Below are 20,629 nucleotides of genomic sequence, written 5' to 3' on the forward strand. Positions count from 1 at the left end.
ACACGATCGGCATCCTCAGGCGCGCAGGCAGTCCTGCCAGCGCCTGACCAGATAGTTGTGTTCGTCCATCACCGAGTTCCATACCGCAATATGGCTCATACGCTGTTCATAGCTGCCGCCGTCGCGAAGTTCGCCTTTGGCAATCAGCGGCTCGCCCCAGGCGTTGGGCAACGTTTCCCGCGCCGGCAGTCCGCCGTACCAGAAGTCCCACTCGGCGGCGGACATATACGGCCTGCTGCGCTGCGGGTTGGAGATGTAATATCCCTGCCGCGCCATTACCGCCCCCGGCCAGCCGGACTGCCACCAGTTCAGGTAGTCATAGGCCGCATCACGAATTTTACCGCTGGCGCAGCGCGACAGCGACATGCCGCCGTACCAGGCACGATAACCTTCACGCGGCGTAGCCAGCTTATAACCGTGCTGGCGGAAATGATGGCGAAAATAGGTCGGTGCCCACAGGCTCTGCACGCCGACCTGCTGATTTTCGATCAGCTCGCAGGCCTGATCCTGGGTCGACCAGAAAGCGGCAAAGTGCCCCTGCCGCCGCAGCCGCGCCAGCTCGCCGGTCAGGCTGTCGATCTCCTCCAGCGTCAGATTCCCCACGTTGGCAAAGCGCTGTAGCCCGGCCCCCTGCACCGCCAGCGCCGCGTCCAGCGCCCCCATCGCCGCATCGTCCTGAAACGCCGCCTGCCCCGAGTAAGCCGGGTGCAGCAGCCAGCCCCAGCTCTCCTCCTCACCCTGCAGGCCGCGCGGCAGCCGGTCGGCGTGATAGGCAAAGCTGTCGGCGTTGTGGGTTAGCGGCAGCATGCTGATCAGCTCGCCCGGCAGGCAGCCGAGGCTGTTGTCGCGCTGCACGTAAAGCCGGTTGACCGGCACGCTACCATCTCCCAGCCGGCCGCCGGGACGCAGGGTACCGGTTTTCGGCAGGCTGTTGATCTCATCCCAGTAGCTCAGGCGGGCGATCTCCAGCGGCTGGATCGCCCGCGCCGGCCAGACAAAATCGATATTGTGGAACCACTGATCGTAGAGATCGTAGCTTTCCGGCTCCATCACCGCGATGCGCTGTGCGTCCTCGACGCTGCGCAGCAGGTAGTCGATTTTTATCCCCAGGTCCTGCTCGGCGCGCTCACGTAGCAGCTCCAGCAGGGTGACCGAGGTGCCAAGCACGCGCAGGGTAATGTTACTGGTGGCAACCGCCGCTGAAGTCATGGTGCTGTGTCCCCGGTTAAAAATGGCTGCTGGAAGCGCAGAAACGCCTGTTTCAGCCGCGAGGCCGACACGCCGCGCAGAATGAACACCAGCTGTGACTGCTGCAGTTCGCCCGGCCAGTCGTTAAGGTGCACCGGCGGGTGCAGGCTGTGCTGCACGCCGTGGATCGCGACCGGCGTCTGGCTTTCGCTGACCCGCAGAATGCCTTTCATACGTAAAATGCTGGCCCCGTGGCAATGTAACAGCATCGACAGCCAGACGGCAAAAGCCGGCCAGTTTATTTTATCCTGCAGGGTGATGACGCAGGTTTCGGTCAGCGGGTGCTGCAGGTGTGGCAGCTGCGGATGCCCCCCGGCGCTGATGTCGCCACTATTCGCAACGGCACGCGCTGCCGCCACGGCCGGGGCCGGTCCCAGCCAGCGAAAACGCTGGCTGGCGCTGCCGTGCATATAGCTCAGCCGGAACAGGTCAGCCAGTTCAGCCCCGGCTGGCAGCAGCTCTGCCAGCGGATTCAGCTGGCACAGGCGGTCCGCCAGCGCCTCTGCCTGCGTGGCGCTGACCCGGTCACGCTTGCTAATCAGCAGCCGGTCGGCGGCCGTCACCTGCGCCAGCCACTCCGGGTGCTGCTGCCCCTCGCTGAGCCCGTGCTCGGCATCCACCAGCGTGACCAGCGCGCCCTGCTTAAAGTGGTACTGCAGCTGGCGGTCGTGCAGCAGGGTGGAGAGGATCGGTGCCGGATCGGCCAGCCCGGTGGTTTCGAGGATCACCTGGCTGAACGGCGGCAGCTCACCGCGCTCGCGCCGCTCCCACAGATCCAGCAGCGCCTGTTTCAGCTCGCCGCGGATCTGGCAGCAGACGCAGCCACCGGGCAGCAGCACCGTGTCCGGCGCCACCTCATTTAACAGCAGATGGTCGATGCCCACCTCGCCAAACTCGTTAACCAGCAGCGCCACGTCGCTCAGCACCTGGCCCTGCAGCCAGCGTTTGAGCAGCGTGGTTTTGCCGCTGCCGAGAAAACCGCTCAGCACCTGCACCGGCAGCCGGCTATCGCCGTTCATCGCCCGCTCCCCCCATCCAGCGCCGCCAGATAAGCTTCGTCGAGTGGATCGACTGGCCGCCTGAGCATTTTTTCCGCCTCCTGCCAGATCTGCTGCAGGTTACTGACCAGCGCCTGCTGCCCGGTCGGCCCGGCCAGCAGCCAGCTGCTGTGGAAGTCGCTCAGCTTCAGCCGGTACGGGGCCAGCGCCCGGTTAAGCATCGCCAGCTGTTGCAGCCGCAGCTGGCGGCGCGGCAGGGTCTGCTGCAGCGGATCGCTCCACTGCGGGCCGTCATCAAGTAAACCGCATACGCCACACATGGCAAATCTCCTAAGGCATAACGTCGCCGGAATTCGGCCCCAGCGTCTGGCCGGCAAACAGGTTGCCGCCCGGCTCGCTGGCCAGCAGCAGCGCCACCGGCGCAACCTCCTCCGCCAGGCCAAAGCGGCCGAGCGGCAGTTCAGCGGCTTTGGCCCGCTGCCACTGCGGATTGAGGCCGTCGATCAACGGCGTGGCGACAGGGCCTGGGGCGATGGCGTTGACCAGCACGTTGTCGGCCGAGACCTCCAGCGCCAGTGATTTGGTAAAGCCGATCACCCCGGCCTTGGCAGCGGCGTAGTGGCAGAGTTCTGCCCCACCCTTGATACCCAGCTGTGAGGCAATATTGATAATGCGCCCCCAGCGCTGCTGGCGCATCAGCGGCAGCGCCCGCTGCGAAGCGAGAAACACGCTGCGCAGATCCACCGCCAGCATCTGATCCCACATCGCCAGCGTAATCTCCTCGCAGCGCGCCTGGCTGAGCATGCCGGCATTGTTGACCAGCACGTCGATACCGCCGAAGCGCGCGACGCAGGCGTCCACGCCGGCCCGTGCGCCCGCCACCTCAGCCACGTCAGCGACCACGCCGTAACACTCCGCGCCCTGCTCACGGCAGGCGCTAACCTGCCGTTGCAGCGTCTCTGCGTTGCGATCGCTTAACAGCAGCCGCGCCCCTTCACGGGCAAACAGCAGCGCAATCGCCGCGCCGATGCCGCTGCCCGCTCCGCTGATCGCTACCCGTTTTTGCTCTAACTGCATGATGACCTCCCTAATCCGGCCAGCGTACCGTCAGGCCGCCGTCGATGACCAGGCTTTGCCCGGTGAGATAACTGCTCTGCGGACTGGTGAGGAAGCTAATCACCTCCGCCACTTCTTCAGCCCGCCCAACCCGCCCGAGCGGGATTGCCCGTGCGGCTTTGGCCAGTCCTTCCGGCCCCAGCGAGTTATGTTTATCCAGCGACTGCGGCGTTTCGATCAGGCCAGGGATCACCGCGTTACAGCGCACGCCACGCGCCGCCAGCTCCACCGCCAGCGAACGGCACAGGCCGGGGATCGCCGCTTTGGCCGCGGCGTAATGCGCGTGATCCTGCCAGCCGTAAACGCCACCGGCGATGGAGGAGACCGCCACCAGGCTGGCCCCCTCCGTCAGGTGCGGTGCAGCGGCGCGGAAGCAGCGCATGACGCCGCTGAGATCGACGTTCAGCATCTCGTCCCAGCGCGCGTCGCTCATCTCCGCAATCGGCGCGCGGCGCAGTACCCCGGCGTTGGCCACCACGTAATCCAGCCGGCCGTAATGAGCCAGCCCGGCGCTGACCCACTGCTCCACCGATGCCGTGTTCGCCACGTCGAGCGGCAGCCACAGCGCGTCACCGCCTGCGGCTTCAACCTCTGCCGCCGCCTGCTGCGGGTCGTGCGGGTCGGCCGGGTAGTAACCGGCGACCACCCGTACGCCACGCCGGGCGTAGACCGTTGCCAGCGCCAGGCCAATACCGCTGGCCGCGCCGCTAATCAGCGCCACCGGGGCGCTGGTTGAACCGTTATTCATGAGGAGCTCCTTGCAGTTGGGCATTAACCGGCGGCGTCACCGCGGCGGTGGTTTGCGGTAGCTGGCGCGCCAGCAGGATCACCATCCCGGAGATAAAGCACGGCAGCGCGCCGAACCACAGCGCCGCGTCCTGCCAGTTGCCGCCTTTGCTCAGAATGGTGGTGGTGCCGATGCCGGCAATGATCGCGCCGACCGGACCCATCGCGCCAATCAGCGAACCGGCGGTGGCGCGGATGGCGGTCGGGAAGCTTTCGCTGATAAACAGCAGCGCCGCCGCGTACGGGCCAATCAGGAAGAACAGGCCGAGGCTGTAGAGCACCACAATGGTGGCAAAGTTGTCCGGGCAGAACAGCATGCCGGTAAAGGCTACGCCGCCGAGCATCCAGCCGACCGCAATAGTGTTGCGGCGGCCAATACGGTCGCCCAGCCAGCCGTGCGCCAGGTAGCCACAGTAGCCGACCAGGTTAGACATGATCAGGATCAGCAGCGAGTTGTTGAACGAGATGGCGTGGGTTTTGGTGATCACCGTGGTGCCCAGCACGCTGAAGATCTGAATTGCAAACCAGTTGAGGAGCACCGCACCGCCGAGTACCAGCGTGGCGCGCAGCGCAGGCCCGCGGAACGCGGCCGCCAGGCCAGCGCTTTTATGCTCGTCATACTCCACCGCATAATCGCTGGCCACCTGACGGGCGTCGTTCTCGTTACCGGCTTCACGCAGCTGGCGAATATGCCGGTGCACCTCGAACTGCGGCGTCTCTTTCAGCTTCAGCGCCAGAAAGGCAATCACCAGCGACGGCAGCGCGGCAAAAACAAAGCTGCCCTGCCAGCCGATCAGCGGCATCAGGACCGCAGTCAGCGCCGAGGCCACCAGCGCCCCCACCGGCCAGCCGCCCTGCACCAGACTGTAGATAAAGCCTTTACGCTTGTTGAGCTTCGGATCGTCCAGCGCGGTATACAGCTCGGACAGGTAGGTGGCGTTGACGGTCTGCTCGGCATAGCCGAGGCCGGCCACTGAACGAATGGCGGTCAGCGCGCCTTTGCCCCAGGCACCGCCGACGGCTGTCAGCAGCGAACAGAGCGCCGCGCCGCCCACGGTGATCACAATGCCCATCCGTCGGCCAAGCCGGTCAACCAGCGGACCCACGGCCAGCGCGATCACCGCCCCGCCCACCGCCACCAGGGTGGCGATCTCCGACTGCTCCACTTCGCTCCAGCCAAAGTGTGCGCCGATCTCCGGCAGCAGCGTACCAAACAGAATAAAGTCATAGACGGCAAAGACCCACGCGAAGAAAGCAATCCAGGTTGCGAATGTTACGTCCCTGCGAGTCAGCTGCTGCGGCTGCCAGCCGTTGACACTGCGGCGTTTAAAGATGCTCATATTGCTCTCACTGTTCCGGGTTAGGGGGCGGTCAGCCGTGGCGCGGGTAGCGCTTCAGGTGGTCGTCGGCGATCTCATCGAAGGTGACAAAACGCACCCCTTCGTGGCTCTGGATGTGCTTAATCAGGCGTTCCAGCATCAGCAGCACCTGCGGGCGGCCGGAGACGTCGGGGTGAATGGTCATGGTGAACACCGCGAAATCATTTTCGCGATACACCCAGTCAAACTGATCGCGCCACATCTCTTCCAGATGGCGCGGGTTAACGAAGCCGTGGCTGTTGGGGGATTTTTTGATAAACATCATCGGCGGCAGATCGTCGAGATACCAGTTGGCGGGGATCTCCACCAGATCCGTCTCCTCTCCGCGCACCAGCGGCTTCATCCAGCTGTCCGGGTGCTGGCTGTAGTCGATTTTGGTCCAGCTGTCGCCAACGCGAACGTAGTAAGGGTGGAAGTCGTTGTGCATCAGGCTGTGATCGTACTTGATGCCTTTTTTCAGCAGCAGCTCGTTGGTGACGTTGCTGAACTCCCACCAGGGGGCCACGTAGCCGGTCGGCCGTTTACCAGCCAGCTCGGTGACCAGTTCGATGCTGCGATCGAGGATCGCCTCTTCCTGCGCCGGGGTCATGGCGATCGGATTTTCATGGCTGTAGCCATGAATGCCGATTTCATGGCCGGCCGCCGCCACCGCCTTCATCTGCTCCGGGAAGGTCTCGATGGAGTGGCCCGGAATAAACCAGGTGGTGCGCAGGTTATGCTCGGCAAACATCTTCAGCAGGCGAGGCGATCCGACCTCACCAGCGAACAGCCCGCGCGAAATATCGTCCGGTGAATCCTCACCGCCGTACGAGCCCAGCCAGCCCGCCACCGCATCCACATCGACGCCAAATGCACACAGAATTTCTTTAGCCATGATCTTCTCTCCGTCCGTCTGGGTAACGCTGGCCGGTGCCAGCAGATAATCGGTTAATATCTCACCCATAAAATGTATATTTTATTTAAATGTACATTTATACATTGCAATAGAGATGCCAGGTTGATCACGGTTAGCGCGAAAGGATCGCTCGAAATTGTGAAGATACCGGCAAATACTGACGGAGAAGCGCAATGAAATGCCCGCATGCACTGGCATAATTTCGCTGAGTGACTGTTTTTTCTTGTCTGTTGATAATGAATTTTTGATTTAATGATCCAATACCGTGCAATGCTGCACCATCGACAGGCAGGCGGGTGAATTGATCGTACCCCGCCCCGGCGAGCGGCACGATATGTCATACTGCGCGTTATCAACCAGCAGGAGCGGCGATCCCCAGGATGCTTAACGACAGCGACGGAACTCAGACAGAAGCGCGTGCGGCCGCACGCTATGAGGTGATCCGCCAGGTACTGCAGCAGGCCATCGTCTCGCAGGCGGTACCGGACGGGCTGGTTTTACTGGAAGGGCCGCTGGCGCAGCTGTTTGGCACCAGCCGGGTGCCGGTGCGTCGCGCGCTGGGGCTGCTGCACGAGCAGGGGTTAATTGCCCGTTTTGAGGGGCGCGGCTTTATTGTCGCCGCAGACGGGCAGGACGTGGAGCCGCAGCGCATCGCCCTGACCCGCAGCGTGCTGGGACTCGACCAGGAGCGCGAGCTGGTTGACACCCGCAGCGCCGGGGAGCAGGTGCTGGAAAGCCTGCAGCAGGCGCTGTCGACCTGCATGGTGTTTGGCCACTATCAGCTCAACGATGGGCTGGCCGCTGAGTTTTACAACATCAGCCGCAGCAGCATCCGCGAAAGCCTGATGCGCCTGCGGGACAAGGGGCTGGTCGAGAAAGAACCCTACGCGCAGTGGCTGTCCGGCCCGCTGACCGCCCGCGAGATCGCTGACCACTATGAGATCCGCGCCAGCCTGGAACCTTTCGCCCTGCGCAAAGCCGCGCCGCTGATCCCGCAACGGCAGCTGCTCGATAATTTACAGCGGCTGTCGCTGTTGAAAGGGCAGCAGATTACCGCCGCCACGCTGGAACAGGTGGAAGACGACCTGCACTTTGCCTGCCTGCAGCCGGCGGGCAACCGACCGATGCTGGAGATGCTGCGGCAGAGTCAGTCCCCGCTGATCGTCACACGGATCTTCTACGAAGTGCTGGCGCTGCCGCTGGAGCAAACGGTGATCGATGAACACCGGCTGGTGTATGAGATGCTGCTGAAGGGCAGCTGGGACCTGGCGGCGATGAGCCTGCGCGAGCATCTGGAGCGCGCGCAGGCGCGAACGCTGCAAAAACTTAAGGTGCTGTCAGTACTGCCGGTCCCGCAGCTGCCGCCTTATCTGCACCGGCTCAGCTGAAAAAAGGGCTCCCCAGTTGCCCGGGAAGCCCTCTGTAAAAGCGCTTGTGCTGCATTCATCCATCAGCTCCGCAAAGGCGGGGTTCCCCCCGCCTCCGGGTGGCTACTTACCGGATCCGCAGACCATTGAGGCCGCCACCTCCCTGACTTCATCTTTATAGCGGATTTCACACAACGATTTCCGCATCAGACCGGTGAATATTAACAGCGTTAAACACACCATTAATACGCACCATAACAGGGTGCTACGTGGCAGTTTCATGGTCGGCATCTCCTTGCCTTACGGCAGGTAAGAGGCTATCCTGCTGGGGACTAGTCATACAGGGGCCTCGGGTTAATTGGAAATAATTAACTTCGGGGCTTTTCTGCATTCTGCCTCACAACTACCGGCACTGCTGCCTGAAGCAGAAGCCTCAAGCGCCGCGCTGATTATACCGCCTTTATAATTCCAGTAATTGTCGTAAAAAATCCAAAAATCAGCGGTTCCGCCAGTTGAGCGGTGAGCCAAACTTCCCGACAAAAAAATCTACCGTTGCCCGTACCTTTAGCGGCAGGCGTCGCGATTTGGGCCAGACGGCGGCGATCTGCGGCTGCTCCAGGGTAGTCGCACACTCAAAGCCCTCCAGCAGATTAATCAGCCTGCCGCTGCTCAGGTGTTCACCACTCATCCAGTCGGGGAACAGCACCATTCCCATGCCGTTTAACGCCGCCGTCAGCAGCGTGTCGGCATTGTTCGAGGTCAACACCGGATTCAGCGGATAGTGCCGCCAGCTTTCCTGTCCACGGCGGAAGTACCAGCGGTTCAGCCCCTGCGGGCCGTTAAAGGCCAGGCTGCGGTGAGCGGCGAGATCCTCAGGCGTTTCCGGCCTGCCGTAGCGCGCTACGTAAGCGGGTGACGCCAGCAGCGAGTTGATCTGCGGGCCAAAGATCCTCGCCTGCAGGCCGGAGTCGGCCAGCACGCCAATGCGAAAAATCAGATCGGCCCCTTCACGATGCGGATCGATATAGCTGTCGGTCTGGGTCAGATCGACGCGGATGCGCGGATAGCGCTGATAAAGCTCGGCCAGCCACGGCGCAATATGCCGCTGACCAAACACCACCGGCGCGTTAATGCGCACCAGACCAGACGGTTCGCTCTCTTTCTCCTGCAGTTCGGCCTGGGCGTCAGCGAGTTGTGCCAGCAGGGTGCGGGCATGGGCTGCAAAGATACTCCCAGCTTCAGTCGGCGCCACCGCGCGGGTGTTACGGTGGAACAGCTGCTGGCCCAGTGAGCTTTCCAGCTGGTTGATGGTACGCGTCACCAGCGACGCGGAAACGTCTTCCCTGCGGGCAACCAGTGAAAAACTTTGCAGGTCGAAAACGGCGACAAACAGGCGCAGCGCGCGGAAGTCGATCTGGTTTAGCATGTTCATCTCATCGGAATATGAAAAAGTATTTTCTGCATTATAGCGTTTTTCAACATAACCGGTTCGGCTACCCTGCTGCTCCTTTTTGAGCGAAGACATTGTCCTGATGCAAATACTGTTAATTATTCTGGTGGTACTGGCCGGCATGGGTTTGTCGGTGGAAGGCGGCCTGCTTGGCCCGCTGGGTGGAGAGGTCGGGCATCTGTGGGCGACCTTCAGCATTTTTGGCATCGGCACCGCGCTGGCGTTTTTGCTGATGCTGTTTTTCGGCCCGCGCGACGCGCCCTCCTTCTTCTCCCGACCGGGCTGGCAACTTACCGGGGGGATTTTAGGCCCGGGGTATGTGGTGATCCTGACGCTCGCCTCACCGGTGATCGGACTGGCGATGACCATGATCGGCATTCTTGCCGGGCAGATTTTTAAGAGCCTGGCCATCGACCATTTTGGCTGGTTCGGCAGCCCGCGCAGGCCGGTTAACGCCAGAAGGCTGGTTGCTCTGCTGTTAATTGTTGTTGCGCTGGGGCTGATTGCCGGAGGTGAAGCATGATTTTACTGATGATCTTACTGAGCCTGGTGGGCGGTGCGCTGCTGAGTATTCAGGCCGCGATCAACGGCCGGCTGGGCAGCGCGGTAGGCACCTTCCGCAGCGCGTTTCTGACCTTTGCTATTGGTGCGCTGATCACCGCGCTGTTAATCGTCTTCTTTGAGCCCAAACAGACGGTGACGCTGCTGGATGTGCCGAAGTGGCAGCTGCTCGGTGCGCTGTTCGGCGTACCTTATGTGGCAATTATGGCGTTTGCGGTGCCGCGCATCGGCTCAGCGGTGGCGACCGTGGCGGTGATTACCGGGCAGATTGCCATGAGCCTGATGATTGACAGCTTTGGCTGGCTGGGTAACGCGCAGATCCCGTTCTCTGGCAGTCGCGGGCTGGCGGTGCTCTGTCTGGTGCTGGCGCTGTGGTTTATCTGGACCAGCAATACGACTAAGGAAAGCGAGGCCGACTGATGATTGAGAGGTCATTGACTTCAATCGGTAATCTGGAAGACAGAAAAAGGGCTTCCCGATGTTAAGAGAAGCCCTTTGTAAAGACGCTTGTGACGCCCTGGCATCATCAGTTTCCTGAAAAGGCGGGGTTTCCCCCGCCTACGGGTGGCTACTTACCGGATCCACAGGCCATGGATGCCGCCACCTCCCTGAAGCCATCTTTATAGCGGATTTCGCACAGCGACTTCCGCATCAGGCCGGTGAATATTAACAGCGTTAAACACACCATTAATACGCACCATAACAGGGTACTGCGTGGCAGTTTCATGGCAGGCTTCTCCTTGCCTTGCGGCAGGTAAGAGGCTATCCTGATGGTGTTTGGTCATACAGGGGCCTCGGGGTTAATGGGATAGATTAACTTCGGGGCTTTTCTGCATTCTGCCTCACACCAACCGGCACTGCTGCCAGCAGCCTGAGGCAGAAGCCTCAAGCGCCGCGCTGATTATACCGCCTTTCAGATTCCAGTAATCGTCGTAAAATATCCAAAAATAGCCGGCATTCGGTTCGGCCTGACGTTCGTCACGTTGCTTTCTGGCAGCAGCCTGCCAGATGATTGATGATCGGGCAGTCGGCGCTGTCATCGCCGGGGCAGCTGGCGGCGAGATCCAGCAGGCGCTGGCGCATCTCTGTTAGCTGTTGGATATGGTTCTCAATTTCGCTGACTTTCTCCAGGGTGCGTGCCTTAACGTCGGCGCTGTGCCGGGCGGGATCGTTAAACAGCCCGACCATTTCGCGGCACTCGTCAAGGTTGAACCCCACCTGGCGCGCCTGGCGCAGCAGCGTCAGCTCTTCCAGATGTCTCGGTCCATAGGTACGGTAGCCGTTGTCGCCGCGAAGCGGCGGCGTGACCAGCCCCTTCTCTTCGTAGAAACGGATCGCTTTACTGGTTAATCCGGTCTTTTTCGCCACATCGCTGATATTCATCGCTTCTCCACAGGCTGGCCGTATCTCAGTCATCACTCTTATTCTACACATCCTCAGGTATCACGCACGCCTGCTGCCGCCCCTGGCAGACGCAAGCCTGATAGCCGCTGCCACGCCGAAAAAAACCAGACGCACACGTTGCTTACCCGGTTACTCAGCAACACTCGCCGCTGGCAGACCCGATGCCCGCAGCAGTGCAGGCAAACCCGCGGCATAGCGTGTGGATCCTGTTCTTCACGTTAACATTTGACCTTCCCCTTGCGGGAAGGTTTAACCTTGTCTGTGATGTCCCACTCACAGGAGAGAATTATGACCGATACCATTCATCTTGCGCTGGATGGCCTGACCTGCGGCCACTGCGTAAAACGCGTGAAAGAGGCGCTGGAAAAACGCGATGACGTGCAGCATGCAGACGTTACGGTCGATGCAGCGCAGGTAACCGGCAGTGCCAGCGGGGAAGCGCTGATCGCCGCGGTTGAATCTGCGGGTTATCACGCCACGCTGGCCACGGGAGTCGCGCGCCCAAAGGCTGACCCGCTGACAGAATCAGAATCTCAGCCGGAAGCGCTGACAGCGGCGGCGTCGAAGCTTCCGGCGAAAATGACCGGCATGCACAGCGCTGCAACGCAACCGCTGCGCGTTGTCGGCATCCAGCCCGCCGTGCGCGCGAAGCAGGCTGGTCAGGATGCGCTTTCTGCCAAAGCAGGCAAAGCCGAAGAGAGCATTCAGGCCCCGGCGGCGGGAATGACCGACAGCAGCATTCAGACCCCGGCGGCGGGGATGACCGACAACAGCATTCAGGCCCCGGCGGCGGGAATGACCGACAGCAGCATTCAGGCCCCGGCGGCGGGGATGACCGACAGCAGCAGCCAGGCTAAGGCGGCGATGCCCGACGACAGCCACCAGCTGCTGATCGAGGGAATGAGCTGCGCCAGTTGCGTCAGCCGGGTGGAGAAGGCGTTAACAAACGTGCCCGGCGTCCGTCAGGCACGCGTCAATCTGGCCGAACGCAGCGCGCTGGTGCAGGGTACGGCCACGCCGGCCATGCTGACTGAGGCCGTGAGCCGCGCCGGCTACGGCGCGGAAATTATTGAAGATGAAGGCGAGCGCCGCGAGAAGCAGCAGCAGAGCGCGCTGGCGGCGATGCGCCGTTTCCGCTGGCAGGCGGCCCTCGCGTTAGCGCTGGGTATTCCACTGATGATCTGGGGGATGCTCGGCGACAATATGATGCTGACCGCCGACAACCGCAGCCTGTGGCTGGGGCTCGGCGTCCTGACGTTAATGGTGATGGTGCTAGCCGGTGGCCATTTCTACCGCAGCGCCTGGCGTAGCCTGCGCAACGGCGTGGCGACCATGGATACGCTGGTAGCACTGGGCACGGGCGCGGCCTGGCTCTACTCCTTCAGCGTTAACCTGTGGCCGCAGTGGTTCCCGATGGCGGCGCAGAACCTTTATTATGAAGCCAGCGCGATGATTATCGGGCTGATTAATCTTGGCCATATGCTCGAACAGCGGGCACGGCAGCGCTCCTCCAGGGCGCTGGAGCGGCTGCTGGATCTGACCCCGCCTGTCGCCCGCGTGGTGACGGAAAACGGTGAACGCAGCCTGCCGCTGAGCGAGGTGCAGCCGGGGATGACGCTGCGGGTCAATACCGGCGATCGCGTGCCGGTGGACGGCACCATCGTGCAGGGCGAGGCGTGGCTGGATGAGGCGATGCTGACCGGCGAAGCGCTACCGCAGCAGAAGGCGGCGGGCGATACGCTGCACGCGGGAACGGTGATGCAGGACGGCAGCGTGCTGTTTACCGCCGATGCCGTAGGTAAGAACACCACCCTGGCGCGAATTATTCAGCTGGTACGCCAGGCACAGAGCAGCAAGCCGGAAATCGGCAGGCTGGCGGACCGCATCTCGGCGGTGTTTGTGCCGGTGGTGGTGGCCATTGCGCTGGTCAGCGCGGCGGTCTGGTACCTGTCTGGCCCGGCACCTCAGCTGGTCTACACCCTGGTGGTTGCCACCACCGTGCTGATCATCGCCTGCCCCTGTGCACTCGGCCTGGCCACGCCGATGTCGATTATCGCCGGCGTCGGCCGCGCCGCGGAGTTTGGCGTGCTGGTGCGCGATGCCGACGCATTGCAGCAGGCCAGTACGCTGACCACGCTGGTGTTTGATAAAACCGGCACCCTGACCGAAGGGGCACCTAAAGTGGCCGAGGTGCTGCTGTTTAACGGTGCGGAGCTGTCGCAGGTGCAGCGTCAGGCCGCAGCACTGGAGCAGGGCTCCGGCCACCCGCTGGCCCGGGCTATTCTCAGCCACGCAGGGCTGGCGACGCTGCCGGAGGTCGCTCAGTTCCGTACCCTGGCGGGCCTGGGCGTCAGCGGCTTACTTGACGGTGTGCCGCTGCTGCTGGGCAACCGGGCGCTGATGGAGCAGCAGCAGATAGACACCGCACCGGTTGCGGCCGCGCTGGAGCAGCAGGCCAGCCTGGGCGCGACGCCGGTGCTGCTGGCCGCCGCAGGGCGCATCGTGGCGCTGTTCGCCATCCGCGACCCGCTGCGCAGTGAGAGCGTTAACGCGCTGCGACGCCTGCACCAGCGTGGCTATCAGCTGGTAATGCTGACCGGCGACAATCAGCTGACCGCGCAGGCGGTGGCCCGTGAAGCCGGCATCGATCGGGTGATTGCCGGGGTGCTGCCGGACGGTAAAGCGCAGGCGATTCGCGAACTGCAGCAGCAGGGCCAGCGGGTGGCGATGATCGGCGACGGTATCAACGATGCCCCGGCGCTGGCGCAGGCCGACGTCGGCATCGCCATGGGCGGCGGCAGCGACGTGGCAATTGAAACCGCGGCGATCACGCTGATGCGCCAGGATCTGAATGCGGTGGTGGATGCGCTGGCGATCGCTAATGCCACGCTGCGTAATATGAAACAGAATCTGCTGGGCGCCTTTATCTATAACGCCTGCGGCATCCCGATCGCCGCCGGCGTGCTCTATCCACTGACCGGCACCCTGCTCAGCCCGGTGGTGGCCGGGGCGGCGATGGCGCTGTCGTCGATTACCGTGGTCAGCAACGCCAACCGCCTGCTGCGCTTCCGGCCGCCGCAGGATAAGGTGTAAAATCACACGGTTGTAATCTGTCCATCAGTCACTTATCAGGCTAGCATGGGGGTTCCGGGGCTATAAGGTGGAAGAGAAGCGATGGGCAAATTTATCCGCGACCTGCGGGCGTGCTGGCGCAGGATCTGGCAGGAACCCTGTGGTTACCCTGCGCTGGATATTACCCTGCCCCACTGCCAGCTGCATCTGGTCGGCAGCATCCATATGGGCACCCGCACCATGCAGCCGCTGCCTGAGGCGCTGCTGGCCCGGCTGGCGCAGGCCGATGCGCTGATTGTGGAAGCCGATATCACCAACGCCGCCTCGCCGTTTTCTGAAGCCGAGGTCTGCGCGCCGCTCGCGGAGCGGCTGACGCCGCAGGCGTTCAGCGATCTGCAGCAGCGTTGTGAAGAGCTGGGGATCGACGCGGCCCGCGTGGAGACGCTGCCCGCCTGGCAGGTGGCGCTGATGCTGCAGGCGCAACAGGCGCAACGTCTCGGGCTGCATGCCGACTGCGGAATTGACTACCAGCTGCTGCGGGCTGCCCGGCAACAGCAAAAGCCGATTATCGAGCTGGAAGGAGCAGAAACCCAGCTGGCGCTGCTGAAATCACTGCCGGATAACGGCTTACCGCTGCTGCTGGATACCCTGCAGCACTGGCAGGTGAACGCCCGCCTGCTACAAACTATGATCGGCTGGTGGCTGGCTACGCCGCCGCGGCACCGCGACCGCTTCGCCCTGCCGGATACGTTCAGCAGCGGGCTTAACGAGCTGCTGATGCACCAGCGCAACCGCCAGTGGCAACAGACGCTGCGCCAGCTGCCGCCGGGGCATTATGTGGTGGCGGTCGGGGCGCTGCATCTTTACGGGGACGGCAATCTGCCCGACCTGCTGCAGGAAAAATAAAAAAAATGGCCGGTATCACTACCGGCCAGTCAATAAGGAAATTTTTATGATTTTGGTTGTCAGCCAGCACGGGTGCTGACGCGGGGCAGATTGTCGCGCAAAGTGCACTTTTTCGCCAGTACTTTTATTCATCAAATCAAGACTTGTGACTCACCAGCATAAAAGAGGGATGACCGCGATGACGCCGGCAGTAAAACTTCTCGAAAAACATAAAATTAATTTCACCATCCACGCGTATGAGCACGACAGTAACGAAACCCATTTTGGTGAAGAGGCGGTACGGAAACTCAATCTGGACGCCGCGCAGGTGTACAAAACCCTGTTGGTGGCGCTGAACGGTGACAACAAAACCCTCGCAGTGGCGGTGACGCCGGTTGCCGGGCAGCTGGATCTGAAAAAGGTGGCGAAGGCGCTGGGCGCGAAAAAGGCCGAGATGGCCGATCCGCAGGCGGCGCAGCGCAGCACCGGCTACCTGCTGGGGGGCATCAGCCCGCTGGGGCAGAAAAAACGGCTGCCGACGGTGATTGACCAGCCGGCGCAGGCGTTTGCCACCCTGTTTATCTCCGGCGGCAAACGCGGGCTGGATCTCGAACTGGCCCCCGGCGATCTGGCGGCGCTGCTCGATGCGCGCTTTGCGGATATCGCTAAACACGATTAGTCAGCAGTCTGCGCAATCAGCTGGTCGATCATCCAGCGCCCGGCCGGGCCTGGCGGTGCGCGCCGGGACCAGGCAACGTCCACCTGGATGCGCTGCGGCCAGCCCGCCACCGGCAGCTCGCGCAGCTTCTGATGACCAAACTGTTCGTCCATCCAGCGCGGCAATACCGTCCAGCCAAATCCCTGTTCGGCCATCTCCAGCAGCAGCAGGTAGGAATCTGCCAGCCAGACCTTTCCACCGGATACCGGCACCGGCGCGGTCATCAGCCGCAGCCTGAGCTGTCGTTCGCGCTGCAGATCCGCTTCGCTAACCAGCGGCTGTTGCGCCAGCGGGTGGTCGCGGTGCAGGTAGATCGCCATCTGCGCTTCAACCTGCAGGCGCTGCACGCTGATATCGGCCGGATAGCGCGGCTGCACCCGTATCACGCCAACGTGCGCCCGCCCGCTCTGCAGCAGGTCAATCACATCGTCGTCTTCGGCAATCATGCACTCGAACTCAATCTCCGGGTAGCGGCTGGCCAGCCGCTGCAGCAGCCGTTCGTGGTGATCGGCCTGCCAGAAATCAGAAATCGCCAGCCGCAGGTGCGGCTCCACCTCGCCGGCCAGCCTTATCGCCAGGTCATCCAGCTTTGCCGACGCCGCGAGGATCGCCTGCACCTGGGCCAGCGTGCGCTGGCCGTTTTCGGTCAGCACCGGCGTGCGCGCCTCACGGTTAAACAGCGCGTAGCCGAGATCGCTTTCCAGGTTGGCGATGGCGGTGCTGATGGTCGACTGGCTTTTACGCAGCGCGCGGGCCGCGGCCGAAAAGGAACCGCTTTCAACGGTTTGCACAAAGGCTTCGAGAGATTCCGGGGAGTAGCGCATCAATGTATCGCTTTTATCGATGGATATTCATTTTATCTTAGCAGAAAAATCACAGAAAATAGCCGCTGTCACGGGCCGGAAGCGGGCCCGCCCAGGCAGGCGAAGTGAGAGTTAACAGACAGGAACGTCGCCGTCTGCCGTTAAACCTTAAGGAGTTACCATGTCTGTACGCACGCTGAAAGAGCGAATTTTACACGCGGTCGGTTTTGAAGCCGTCGCGCTGGCGATCGTTGCCCCCACCGCCGCCTGGCTGATGGATAAGCCCCTGTTTCAGATGGGTGCGCTGGCGATTATGCTGTCCACGGTGGCAATGCTGTGGAACATTATTTACAACGCCGGTTTCGATCGCCTGTGGCCGCGCGAGCGCGTTACCCGCGGCCTGAAGCTGCGCGTGGCCCATGCGCTGGGCTTTGAGGGCGGTTTTATTCTGATCGGCCTGCCGCTGGCCGCGTGGATGCTGGATATCGGCCTGCTGCAGGCGTTTATGATTGAGATCGGTTTCTTCCTGTTCTTCCTGCCGTATACCGTGGTGTACAACTGGGTGTATGACAAACTGCGCGACCGTCTGATCGGCGCGCGTCAGAAGCGCGCCGCCTGTCGGTCATAACGCCCGCGTGGCGTAATCAAAAACGGGTTCTCGTCATGGTGAAGAGAACCCGTTTTTTTATGCCCTTAGCAGCCGGTCATTGCGGCCTGTTCCGCATCCTAATCCGCCTGTTATTTTGCGGATGCCGTCGCGGCGTTGGCCGGACCACTCACCGGCGGTGAGGAGGTAGCAGGCAGATCGCTTTTCGCCGTTGCGTCCTGCCCGGATGCCGCACTCTCTGCCTGACGATAGACAATCTCCCCGTGCGGCTGGTAGTCGGCCGCCTTCAGCGGCGAGTGGCCCGCGATGTACTGCTTCAGCACTTCGGCATCAACAAAGCCGGTATTAACGTAGCTGGGCTGTTTGTCGACCGCCGGCCAGCCGTCACCGCCGGTGGCGTTAAAGCTCAGCGTCGCCATGCGATAGGTTTTATCCGCCTGCAGCGGCTCACCGTTAATCTTCACTTCGCTGACCCCCTTGCCATCGGCCACCAGGCTGACGCGGGCAAACTGGGCGTAAGCACCGGAATCCACCTGCTTGTTGGCCACCACCGCCAGATACTGCTCCACCTCGCGGCCGGTCATCTCCACGTACACCAGCGTATTACCAAACGGCTGCACCTTAAGCACGTCTTTGTAGGTGATATTCCCTTCGTCAATGGAATCACGCACGCCGCCGCCGCTCATCGCCGCAAAATCGGCGTTGGTCCGTTCAATCTGCCCTTCAAGGATCAGCCGCGCCATGTTGGTCTGCACAAAGCGCACTTTGCTGCGATCCCCCTCCAGCCGCCCGTCGGTGCTGCCGATTTTTACCCCCAGCTGCGCTTCACCCTTTTTCTGGAACGGGGTCAGCAGCTTCATCATTGCCGGATTTTTGGCAATTTCCGGCGTGTAGTTCACCCAGGTGGTGCTGCCGTCAGCGTTGGTGACCTTATGCCTGAGGTTGATCGGCACCAGCTCGTAGTGTTCAAGACTGAGCTTGCCGTTGCGGAAGGTGAAGTCCGCACGGCCAATGTATTTGCCCCACTCGTGCGCCTGTACGATCCAGGTGCCGTTCTGCCGGTCCGGCACACACGGGGTACCCGGCACGTAGTCGGCCTGTTTCACATTCTCTTTTGCCATGCAGACCGGGTCCTGCGAGTGGCCGCCGACGATCATATCCAGGTAACCTGCGGGCAGGGCACGTGCCATTTCAACGTCACCCGGTGCGTTAGAGCCATGGTTGCCGTTATCGTAGTGGCCCATATGGGTGGCGGCGATAATCACGTCCGGCTTCTCTTTTTGACGTAACGCCTCCACCACCTTTTTCGCCTCATCCGCCGGCTTATGGAATACGATGTCGGTGAAGTTTTCCGGATTGCCGATTTTGGCGGTGTCGTCGGTGGTCAGGCCGATCACCGCAATTTTCAGCCCCATGCGGTTAAACAGCGCATAGGGCTGGAACAGGCGCTTGCCGGTACTTTTTTCATAGATATTGGCCGAGAGCAGTGGGAACTTCGCCCATTTCTGCTGCTGGCGCAGCACCGACAGCGGGTTATCAAACTCATGGTTGCCGATCGCCATCGCGTCATAACCGATCAGGTTCATGCCGCGAAAATCCGGCTCGGCGTCCTGCAGGTCTGATTCCGGCACCCCGGTATTGATATCGCCGCCGGAGAGGATCAGCGTGGCCCCACCGTGCGCCTGCACCTCCATGCGGATCTGGTCCATCATGGTTTTCTGCGCGGCCAGGCCGTACTCGTCGCGTTCGTTGTTCCAGAAACGACCGTGGTGATCGTTGGTGTGCAATACGGTAAATTTATAGGTGCGATCTTTGACCCACGCCTGCGCCATTAGCGGGGCGCTCACCAGTGCCAACGCCAGCACGCTGAGGATCTGTTTTTTTACTGCCGCCATCTGCCTCTCCTTGTTGAATAACCGCGATTGCCCTGACCGGGCAGTGATGAAAAATCAGACAAACGGCCGCGCCGTTCATCAAGGGTGTAATTATGCCGCAGGCATAGATCAAAAAAGTCATTATCACGCACAAGATAGTTGGTTATAAAGGAAGATTCCCTGCAGTTCACCCATTAAAACAGATAACGATGACAGGTTAATTTTATGGCAAGCGAACGTACTCTCTCCTCCCCGCCCGCCGCACCGGCGCGGCGTACCGCCTTTGGCATTCTTGGCGCTATCAGCGTTGCCCACCTGCTGAACGATATGTTGCAGGCGCTGATCCTGGCGATCTACCCGCTGCTGCGCGCAGACTTCTCGCTGAGCTTTGTACAGATCGGCCTGATCACCCTGACCTTTCAGGTCACGGCCTCGCTGCTGCAACCGGTGATTGGCTGGTACACCGATAAACACCCGCAGCCGTGGTCACTGCCGATTGGCATGGGCTTTACCCTGGCCGGGCTGGCGCTGCTGGCCACAGCCGGCAGCTTCCCTGTGATCCTGCTGGCGGCAGCGCTGGTCGGCACCGGTTCGTCGGTGTTCCACCCGGAGTCGTCGCGGGTGGCCCGCATGGCCTCCGGCGGGCGTCACGGGCTGGCCCAGTCGCTGTTCCAGGTCGGCGGTAACGCCGGCAGCGCGCTCGGCCCGCTGCTGGCCGCGCTGGTGATTGCCCCTTACGGCCGCGGTAACGTCGGCTGGTTTACGCTGGCCGCGCTGCTGGCGATTGTGCTGCTGCTGCAAATCAGCCGCTGGTATCAGGCGCAGCACCGCGCGGTGAAGAGCCAGCCGGCACCGGCCGTCAGCCCGCTGCCGCGCCGCAAGGTAGCACAGGCGATTAGCATCCTGCTGCTGCTGGTATTCTCCAAGTACTTCTACCTCACCAGCCTGAGCAGCTATTACACTTTCTACCTGATGCAGAAATTCAGCCTGTCGGTGCAGAGCGCCCAGCTGCACCTGTTCGTGTTTCTGTTCGCCGTGGCGGCCGGTACGGTGATCGGTGGGCCGATCGGCGATAAAATTGGCCGTAAGCGGGTGATCTGGGCGTCGATTCTCGGCGTCGCCCCGTTTACCCTGCTGCTGCCGCACGTCGGATTGTGGTGGACCGGCGCGCTGTCGGTGATTATTGGCTTTGTGCTGGCGTCGGCCTTCTCGGCGATTCTGGTCTACGCCCAGGAGCTGATGCCGGCGCGTATCGGTATGGTTTCAGGGCTGTTTTTCGGTTTTGCCTTTGGTATGGGCGGCATCGGGGCTGCGGTGCTTGGCCTGGTAGCCGACCACACCGGTATCGAACGGGTCTATCAAATCTGCGCTTATCTGCCGCTTCTCGGCATTCTCACCGCTTTCCTGCCTGATAACCGCCATAAATAGTCCCTTACCGGTGCAAATGAGTGAAGTTTGCACCGGTT

At 61.8% G+C, this 20,629-nt stretch carries 22 protein-coding genes and 1 pseudogene; 8 read left to right on the plus strand and 15 right to left on the minus strand.

The genetic code is table 11. The features are described from left to right. Window positions 1-15 precede the first annotated feature (15 nt). From GKQ23_RS18305 to GKQ23_RS18335, 7 genes are read right to left on the minus strand one after another with little or no spacing between them, the layout of a single operon-like run. On the minus strand, window positions 16-1,209 hold the full coding sequence (locus GKQ23_RS18305) for a PotD/PotF family extracellular solute-binding protein (RefSeq protein ID WP_212409100.1): 1,194 nt from the start codon (window positions 1,207-1,209) through the stop codon (window positions 16-18). Then, window positions 1,206-2,267 carry a GTP-binding protein gene (locus tag GKQ23_RS18310; RefSeq protein ID WP_212409101.1) on the minus strand — a complete coding sequence of 354 codons (1,062 nt, stop codon included), beginning with the start codon at window positions 2,265-2,267 and terminating at the stop codon, window positions 1,206-1,208. The genes GKQ23_RS18305 and GKQ23_RS18310 overlap by 4 nt, the downstream gene beginning before the upstream one ends. Next, window positions 2,264-2,566: a hypothetical protein gene (locus GKQ23_RS18315; RefSeq protein ID WP_056240347.1), complete on the minus strand. Its 303-nt coding sequence runs from the start codon at window positions 2,564-2,566 to the stop codon at window positions 2,264-2,266. The genes GKQ23_RS18310 and GKQ23_RS18315 overlap by 4 nt, the downstream gene beginning before the upstream one ends. Window positions 2,567-2,576: 10 nt before the next feature. Further along, window positions 2,577-3,323 carry an SDR family NAD(P)-dependent oxidoreductase gene (locus GKQ23_RS18320; protein ID WP_212409102.1) on the minus strand — a complete coding sequence of 249 codons (747 nt, stop codon included), beginning with the start codon at window positions 3,321-3,323 and terminating at the stop codon, window positions 2,577-2,579. A gap of 10 nt (window positions 3,324-3,333) precedes the next feature. Next, window positions 3,334-4,110, minus strand: a complete 777-nt coding sequence (locus GKQ23_RS18325; protein ID WP_212409103.1) for an SDR family NAD(P)-dependent oxidoreductase — start codon at window positions 4,108-4,110, stop codon at window positions 3,334-3,336. Next, window positions 4,103-5,488, minus strand: a complete 1,386-nt coding sequence (locus GKQ23_RS18330) for an MFS transporter (RefSeq protein ID WP_056240358.1) — start codon at window positions 5,486-5,488, stop codon at window positions 4,103-4,105. Before GKQ23_RS18330 ends, GKQ23_RS18325 begins: the two co-directional genes overlap by 8 nt. A gap of 31 nt (window positions 5,489-5,519) precedes the next feature. After that, window positions 5,520-6,401 (minus strand): polysaccharide deacetylase, encoded by an 882-nt coding sequence (locus GKQ23_RS18335; protein WP_056240567.1) that lies wholly within the window; start codon window positions 6,399-6,401, stop codon window positions 5,520-5,522. A gap of 401 nt (window positions 6,402-6,802) precedes the next feature. Here GKQ23_RS18335 and GKQ23_RS18340 point away from each other — a divergent pair, with 401 nt between their 5' ends. After that, window positions 6,803-7,810, plus strand: a complete 1,008-nt coding sequence (locus tag GKQ23_RS18340) for a GntR family transcriptional regulator (protein ID WP_212409104.1) — start codon at window positions 6,803-6,805, stop codon at window positions 7,808-7,810. A 102-nt stretch (window positions 7,811-7,912) separates the two neighbouring features. On the opposite strand, the gene GKQ23_RS24120 is transcribed toward GKQ23_RS18340, so the two are convergent. From GKQ23_RS24120 to GKQ23_RS18355, 3 genes are all read right to left on the minus strand, one after another. Further along, entirely contained in the window at window positions 7,913-8,071 is a 159-nt protein-coding gene (locus GKQ23_RS24120) for a type I toxin-antitoxin system Hok family toxin (RefSeq protein WP_212409105.1), read from the minus strand. Further along, a complete protein-coding gene (locus tag GKQ23_RS24220) occupies window positions 8,055-8,180 on the minus strand; it encodes a DUF5431 family protein (RefSeq protein ID WP_212409106.1) in 126 nt (41 codons plus the stop codon). The genes GKQ23_RS24120 and GKQ23_RS24220 overlap by 17 nt, the downstream gene beginning before the upstream one ends. A gap of 105 nt (window positions 8,181-8,285) precedes the next feature. Continuing rightward, window positions 8,286-9,221, minus strand: coding sequence for a LysR family transcriptional regulator (locus tag GKQ23_RS18355; protein WP_212409107.1), 936 nt, complete (start codon window positions 9,219-9,221; stop codon window positions 8,286-8,288). Window positions 9,222-9,321: 100 nt separating this feature from the next. Between GKQ23_RS18355 and GKQ23_RS18360 the strand changes: the two genes are divergently transcribed. Together GKQ23_RS18360 and GKQ23_RS18365 are read left to right on the plus strand one after the other, a co-directional pair. Further along, window positions 9,322-9,762, plus strand: a complete 441-nt coding sequence (locus GKQ23_RS18360; protein ID WP_212409108.1) for a DMT family transporter — start codon at window positions 9,322-9,324, stop codon at window positions 9,760-9,762. Then, a complete protein-coding gene (locus GKQ23_RS18365; protein ID WP_212409109.1) occupies window positions 9,759-10,220 on the plus strand; it encodes a DMT family transporter in 462 nt (153 codons plus the stop codon). The genes GKQ23_RS18360 and GKQ23_RS18365 overlap by 4 nt, the downstream gene beginning before the upstream one ends. A gap of 148 nt (window positions 10,221-10,368) precedes the next feature. Here the strand turns inward: GKQ23_RS18365 and GKQ23_RS18370 are convergent, their stop codons facing one another. The 3 genes and pseudogenes from GKQ23_RS18370 to cueR form a co-directional block, all read right to left on the minus strand. Continuing rightward, window positions 10,369-10,527, minus strand: a complete 159-nt coding sequence (locus tag GKQ23_RS18370) for a type I toxin-antitoxin system Hok family toxin (RefSeq protein WP_212409110.1) — start codon at window positions 10,525-10,527, stop codon at window positions 10,369-10,371. After that, window positions 10,484-10,585, minus strand: a pseudogene (locus GKQ23_RS23985) (DUF5431 family protein); the annotation flags it as partial. The gene GKQ23_RS18370 and the pseudogene GKQ23_RS23985, both read right to left, overlap by 44 nt. A gap of 193 nt (window positions 10,586-10,778) precedes the next feature. Next, window positions 10,779-11,183, minus strand: a complete 405-nt coding sequence (gene cueR, locus GKQ23_RS18375) for a Cu(I)-responsive transcriptional regulator (protein WP_212409111.1) — start codon at window positions 11,181-11,183, stop codon at window positions 10,779-10,781. Between the two features lie 309 nt (window positions 11,184-11,492). Here cueR and copA point away from each other — a divergent pair, with 309 nt between their 5' ends. The 3 genes from copA to ybaK all read left to right on the plus strand — a co-directional run bounded on the left by copA (window position 11,493) and on the right by ybaK (window position 15,840). After that, window positions 11,493-14,297, plus strand: a complete 2,805-nt coding sequence (gene copA / locus GKQ23_RS18380) for a copper-exporting P-type ATPase CopA (RefSeq protein ID WP_212409112.1) — start codon at window positions 11,493-11,495, stop codon at window positions 14,295-14,297. 81 nt (window positions 14,298-14,378) lie between these two features. Continuing rightward, window positions 14,379-15,182 carry a TraB/GumN family protein gene (locus tag GKQ23_RS18385; protein ID WP_212409113.1) on the plus strand — a complete coding sequence of 268 codons (804 nt, stop codon included), beginning with the start codon at window positions 14,379-14,381 and terminating at the stop codon, window positions 15,180-15,182. Between the two features lie 178 nt (window positions 15,183-15,360). After that, window positions 15,361-15,840, plus strand: a complete 480-nt coding sequence (gene ybaK, locus GKQ23_RS18390) for a Cys-tRNA(Pro)/Cys-tRNA(Cys) deacylase YbaK (protein WP_056240570.1) — start codon at window positions 15,361-15,363, stop codon at window positions 15,838-15,840. Here ybaK and GKQ23_RS18395 read toward each other — a convergent pair. After that, window positions 15,837-16,703, minus strand: coding sequence for a LysR family transcriptional regulator (locus tag GKQ23_RS18395; protein ID WP_056240388.1), 867 nt, complete (start codon window positions 16,701-16,703; stop codon window positions 15,837-15,839). The two genes, ybaK and GKQ23_RS18395, sit on opposite strands and share 4 nt — an antisense overlap. Before the next feature lie 160 nt (window positions 16,704-16,863). On the opposite strand from GKQ23_RS18395, the gene GKQ23_RS18400 reads away from it, so the two are divergent. Beyond that, on the plus strand, window positions 16,864-17,310 hold the full coding sequence (locus GKQ23_RS18400) for a multidrug/biocide efflux PACE transporter (RefSeq protein ID WP_056240392.1): 447 nt from the start codon (window positions 16,864-16,866) through the stop codon (window positions 17,308-17,310). Between the two features lie 110 nt (window positions 17,311-17,420). Here the strand turns inward: GKQ23_RS18400 and ushA are convergent, their stop codons facing one another. Next, window positions 17,421-19,121 (minus strand): bifunctional UDP-sugar hydrolase/5'-nucleotidase UshA, encoded by a 1,701-nt coding sequence (ushA, locus tag GKQ23_RS18405; RefSeq protein ID WP_249168541.1) that lies wholly within the window; start codon window positions 19,119-19,121, stop codon window positions 17,421-17,423. Between the two features lie 267 nt (window positions 19,122-19,388). Here ushA and GKQ23_RS18410 point away from each other — a divergent pair, with 267 nt between their 5' ends. Next, complete coding sequence (locus GKQ23_RS18410) at window positions 19,389-20,591, plus strand: MFS transporter (protein WP_212409115.1); 1,203 nt, start codon at window positions 19,389-19,391, stop codon at window positions 20,589-20,591. Window positions 20,592-20,629: the final 38 nt, after the last annotated feature.

It is taken from the genome of Erwinia sp. E602 (assembly GCF_018141005.1).
Lineage (GTDB): Bacteria > Pseudomonadota > Gammaproteobacteria > Enterobacterales > Enterobacteriaceae > Erwinia.

What these genes read in the sequence shown, in the direction of transcription:
- GKQ23_RS18305 (WP_212409100.1), bottom strand. Translation starts at nt 1,209, where the DNA reads ATGACTTCAGCGGCGGTTGCCACCAGTAACATTACCCTGCGCGTGCTT.
- GKQ23_RS18310 (WP_212409101.1), bottom strand. Translation starts at nt 2,267, where the DNA reads ATGAACGGCGATAGCCGGCTGCCGGTGCAGGTGCTGAGCGGTTTTCTC.
- GKQ23_RS18315 (WP_056240347.1), bottom strand. Translation starts at nt 2,566, where the DNA reads ATGTGTGGCGTATGCGGTTTACTTGATGACGGCCCGCAGTGGAGCGAT.
- GKQ23_RS18320 (WP_212409102.1), bottom strand. Translation starts at nt 3,323, where the DNA reads ATGCAGTTAGAGCAAAAACGGGTAGCGATCAGCGGAGCGGGCAGCGGC.
- GKQ23_RS18325 (WP_212409103.1), bottom strand. Translation starts at nt 4,110, where the DNA reads ATGAATAACGGTTCAACCAGCGCCCCGGTGGCGCTGATTAGCGGCGCG.
- GKQ23_RS18330 (WP_056240358.1), bottom strand. Translation starts at nt 5,488, where the DNA reads ATGAGCATCTTTAAACGCCGCAGTGTCAACGGCTGGCAGCCGCAGCAG.
- GKQ23_RS18335 (WP_056240567.1), bottom strand. Translation starts at nt 6,401, where the DNA reads ATGGCTAAAGAAATTCTGTGTGCATTTGGCGTCGATGTGGATGCGGTG.
- GKQ23_RS18340 (WP_212409104.1), top strand. Translation starts at nt 6,803, where the DNA reads ATGCTTAACGACAGCGACGGAACTCAGACAGAAGCGCGTGCGGCCGCA.
- GKQ23_RS24120 (WP_212409105.1), bottom strand. Translation starts at nt 8,071, where the DNA reads ATGAAACTGCCACGTAGCACCCTGTTATGGTGCGTATTAATGGTGTGT.
- GKQ23_RS24220 (WP_212409106.1), bottom strand. Translation starts at nt 8,180, where the DNA reads ATGCAGAAAAGCCCCGAAGTTAATTATTTCCAATTAACCCGAGGCCCC.
- GKQ23_RS18355 (WP_212409107.1), bottom strand. Translation starts at nt 9,221, where the DNA reads ATGAACATGCTAAACCAGATCGACTTCCGCGCGCTGCGCCTGTTTGTC.
- GKQ23_RS18360 (WP_212409108.1), top strand. Translation starts at nt 9,322, where the DNA reads ATGCAAATACTGTTAATTATTCTGGTGGTACTGGCCGGCATGGGTTTG.
- GKQ23_RS18365 (WP_212409109.1), top strand. Translation starts at nt 9,759, where the DNA reads ATGATTTTACTGATGATCTTACTGAGCCTGGTGGGCGGTGCGCTGCTG.
- GKQ23_RS18370 (WP_212409110.1), bottom strand. Translation starts at nt 10,527, where the DNA reads ATGAAACTGCCACGCAGTACCCTGTTATGGTGCGTATTAATGGTGTGT.
- cueR (WP_212409111.1), bottom strand. Translation starts at nt 11,183, where the DNA reads ATGAATATCAGCGATGTGGCGAAAAAGACCGGATTAACCAGTAAAGCG.
- copA (WP_212409112.1), top strand. Translation starts at nt 11,493, where the DNA reads ATGACCGATACCATTCATCTTGCGCTGGATGGCCTGACCTGCGGCCAC.
- GKQ23_RS18385 (WP_212409113.1), top strand. Translation starts at nt 14,379, where the DNA reads ATGGGCAAATTTATCCGCGACCTGCGGGCGTGCTGGCGCAGGATCTGG.
- ybaK (WP_056240570.1), top strand. Translation starts at nt 15,361, where the DNA reads ATGACGCCGGCAGTAAAACTTCTCGAAAAACATAAAATTAATTTCACC.
- GKQ23_RS18395 (WP_056240388.1), bottom strand. Translation starts at nt 16,703, where the DNA reads ATGCGCTACTCCCCGGAATCTCTCGAAGCCTTTGTGCAAACCGTTGAA.
- GKQ23_RS18400 (WP_056240392.1), top strand. Translation starts at nt 16,864, where the DNA reads ATGTCTGTACGCACGCTGAAAGAGCGAATTTTACACGCGGTCGGTTTT.
- ushA (WP_249168541.1), bottom strand. Translation starts at nt 19,121, where the DNA reads ATGGCGCAGGCGTGGGTCAAAGATCGCACCTATAAATTTACCGTATTG.
- GKQ23_RS18410 (WP_212409115.1), top strand. Translation starts at nt 19,389, where the DNA reads ATGGCAAGCGAACGTACTCTCTCCTCCCCGCCCGCCGCACCGGCGCGG.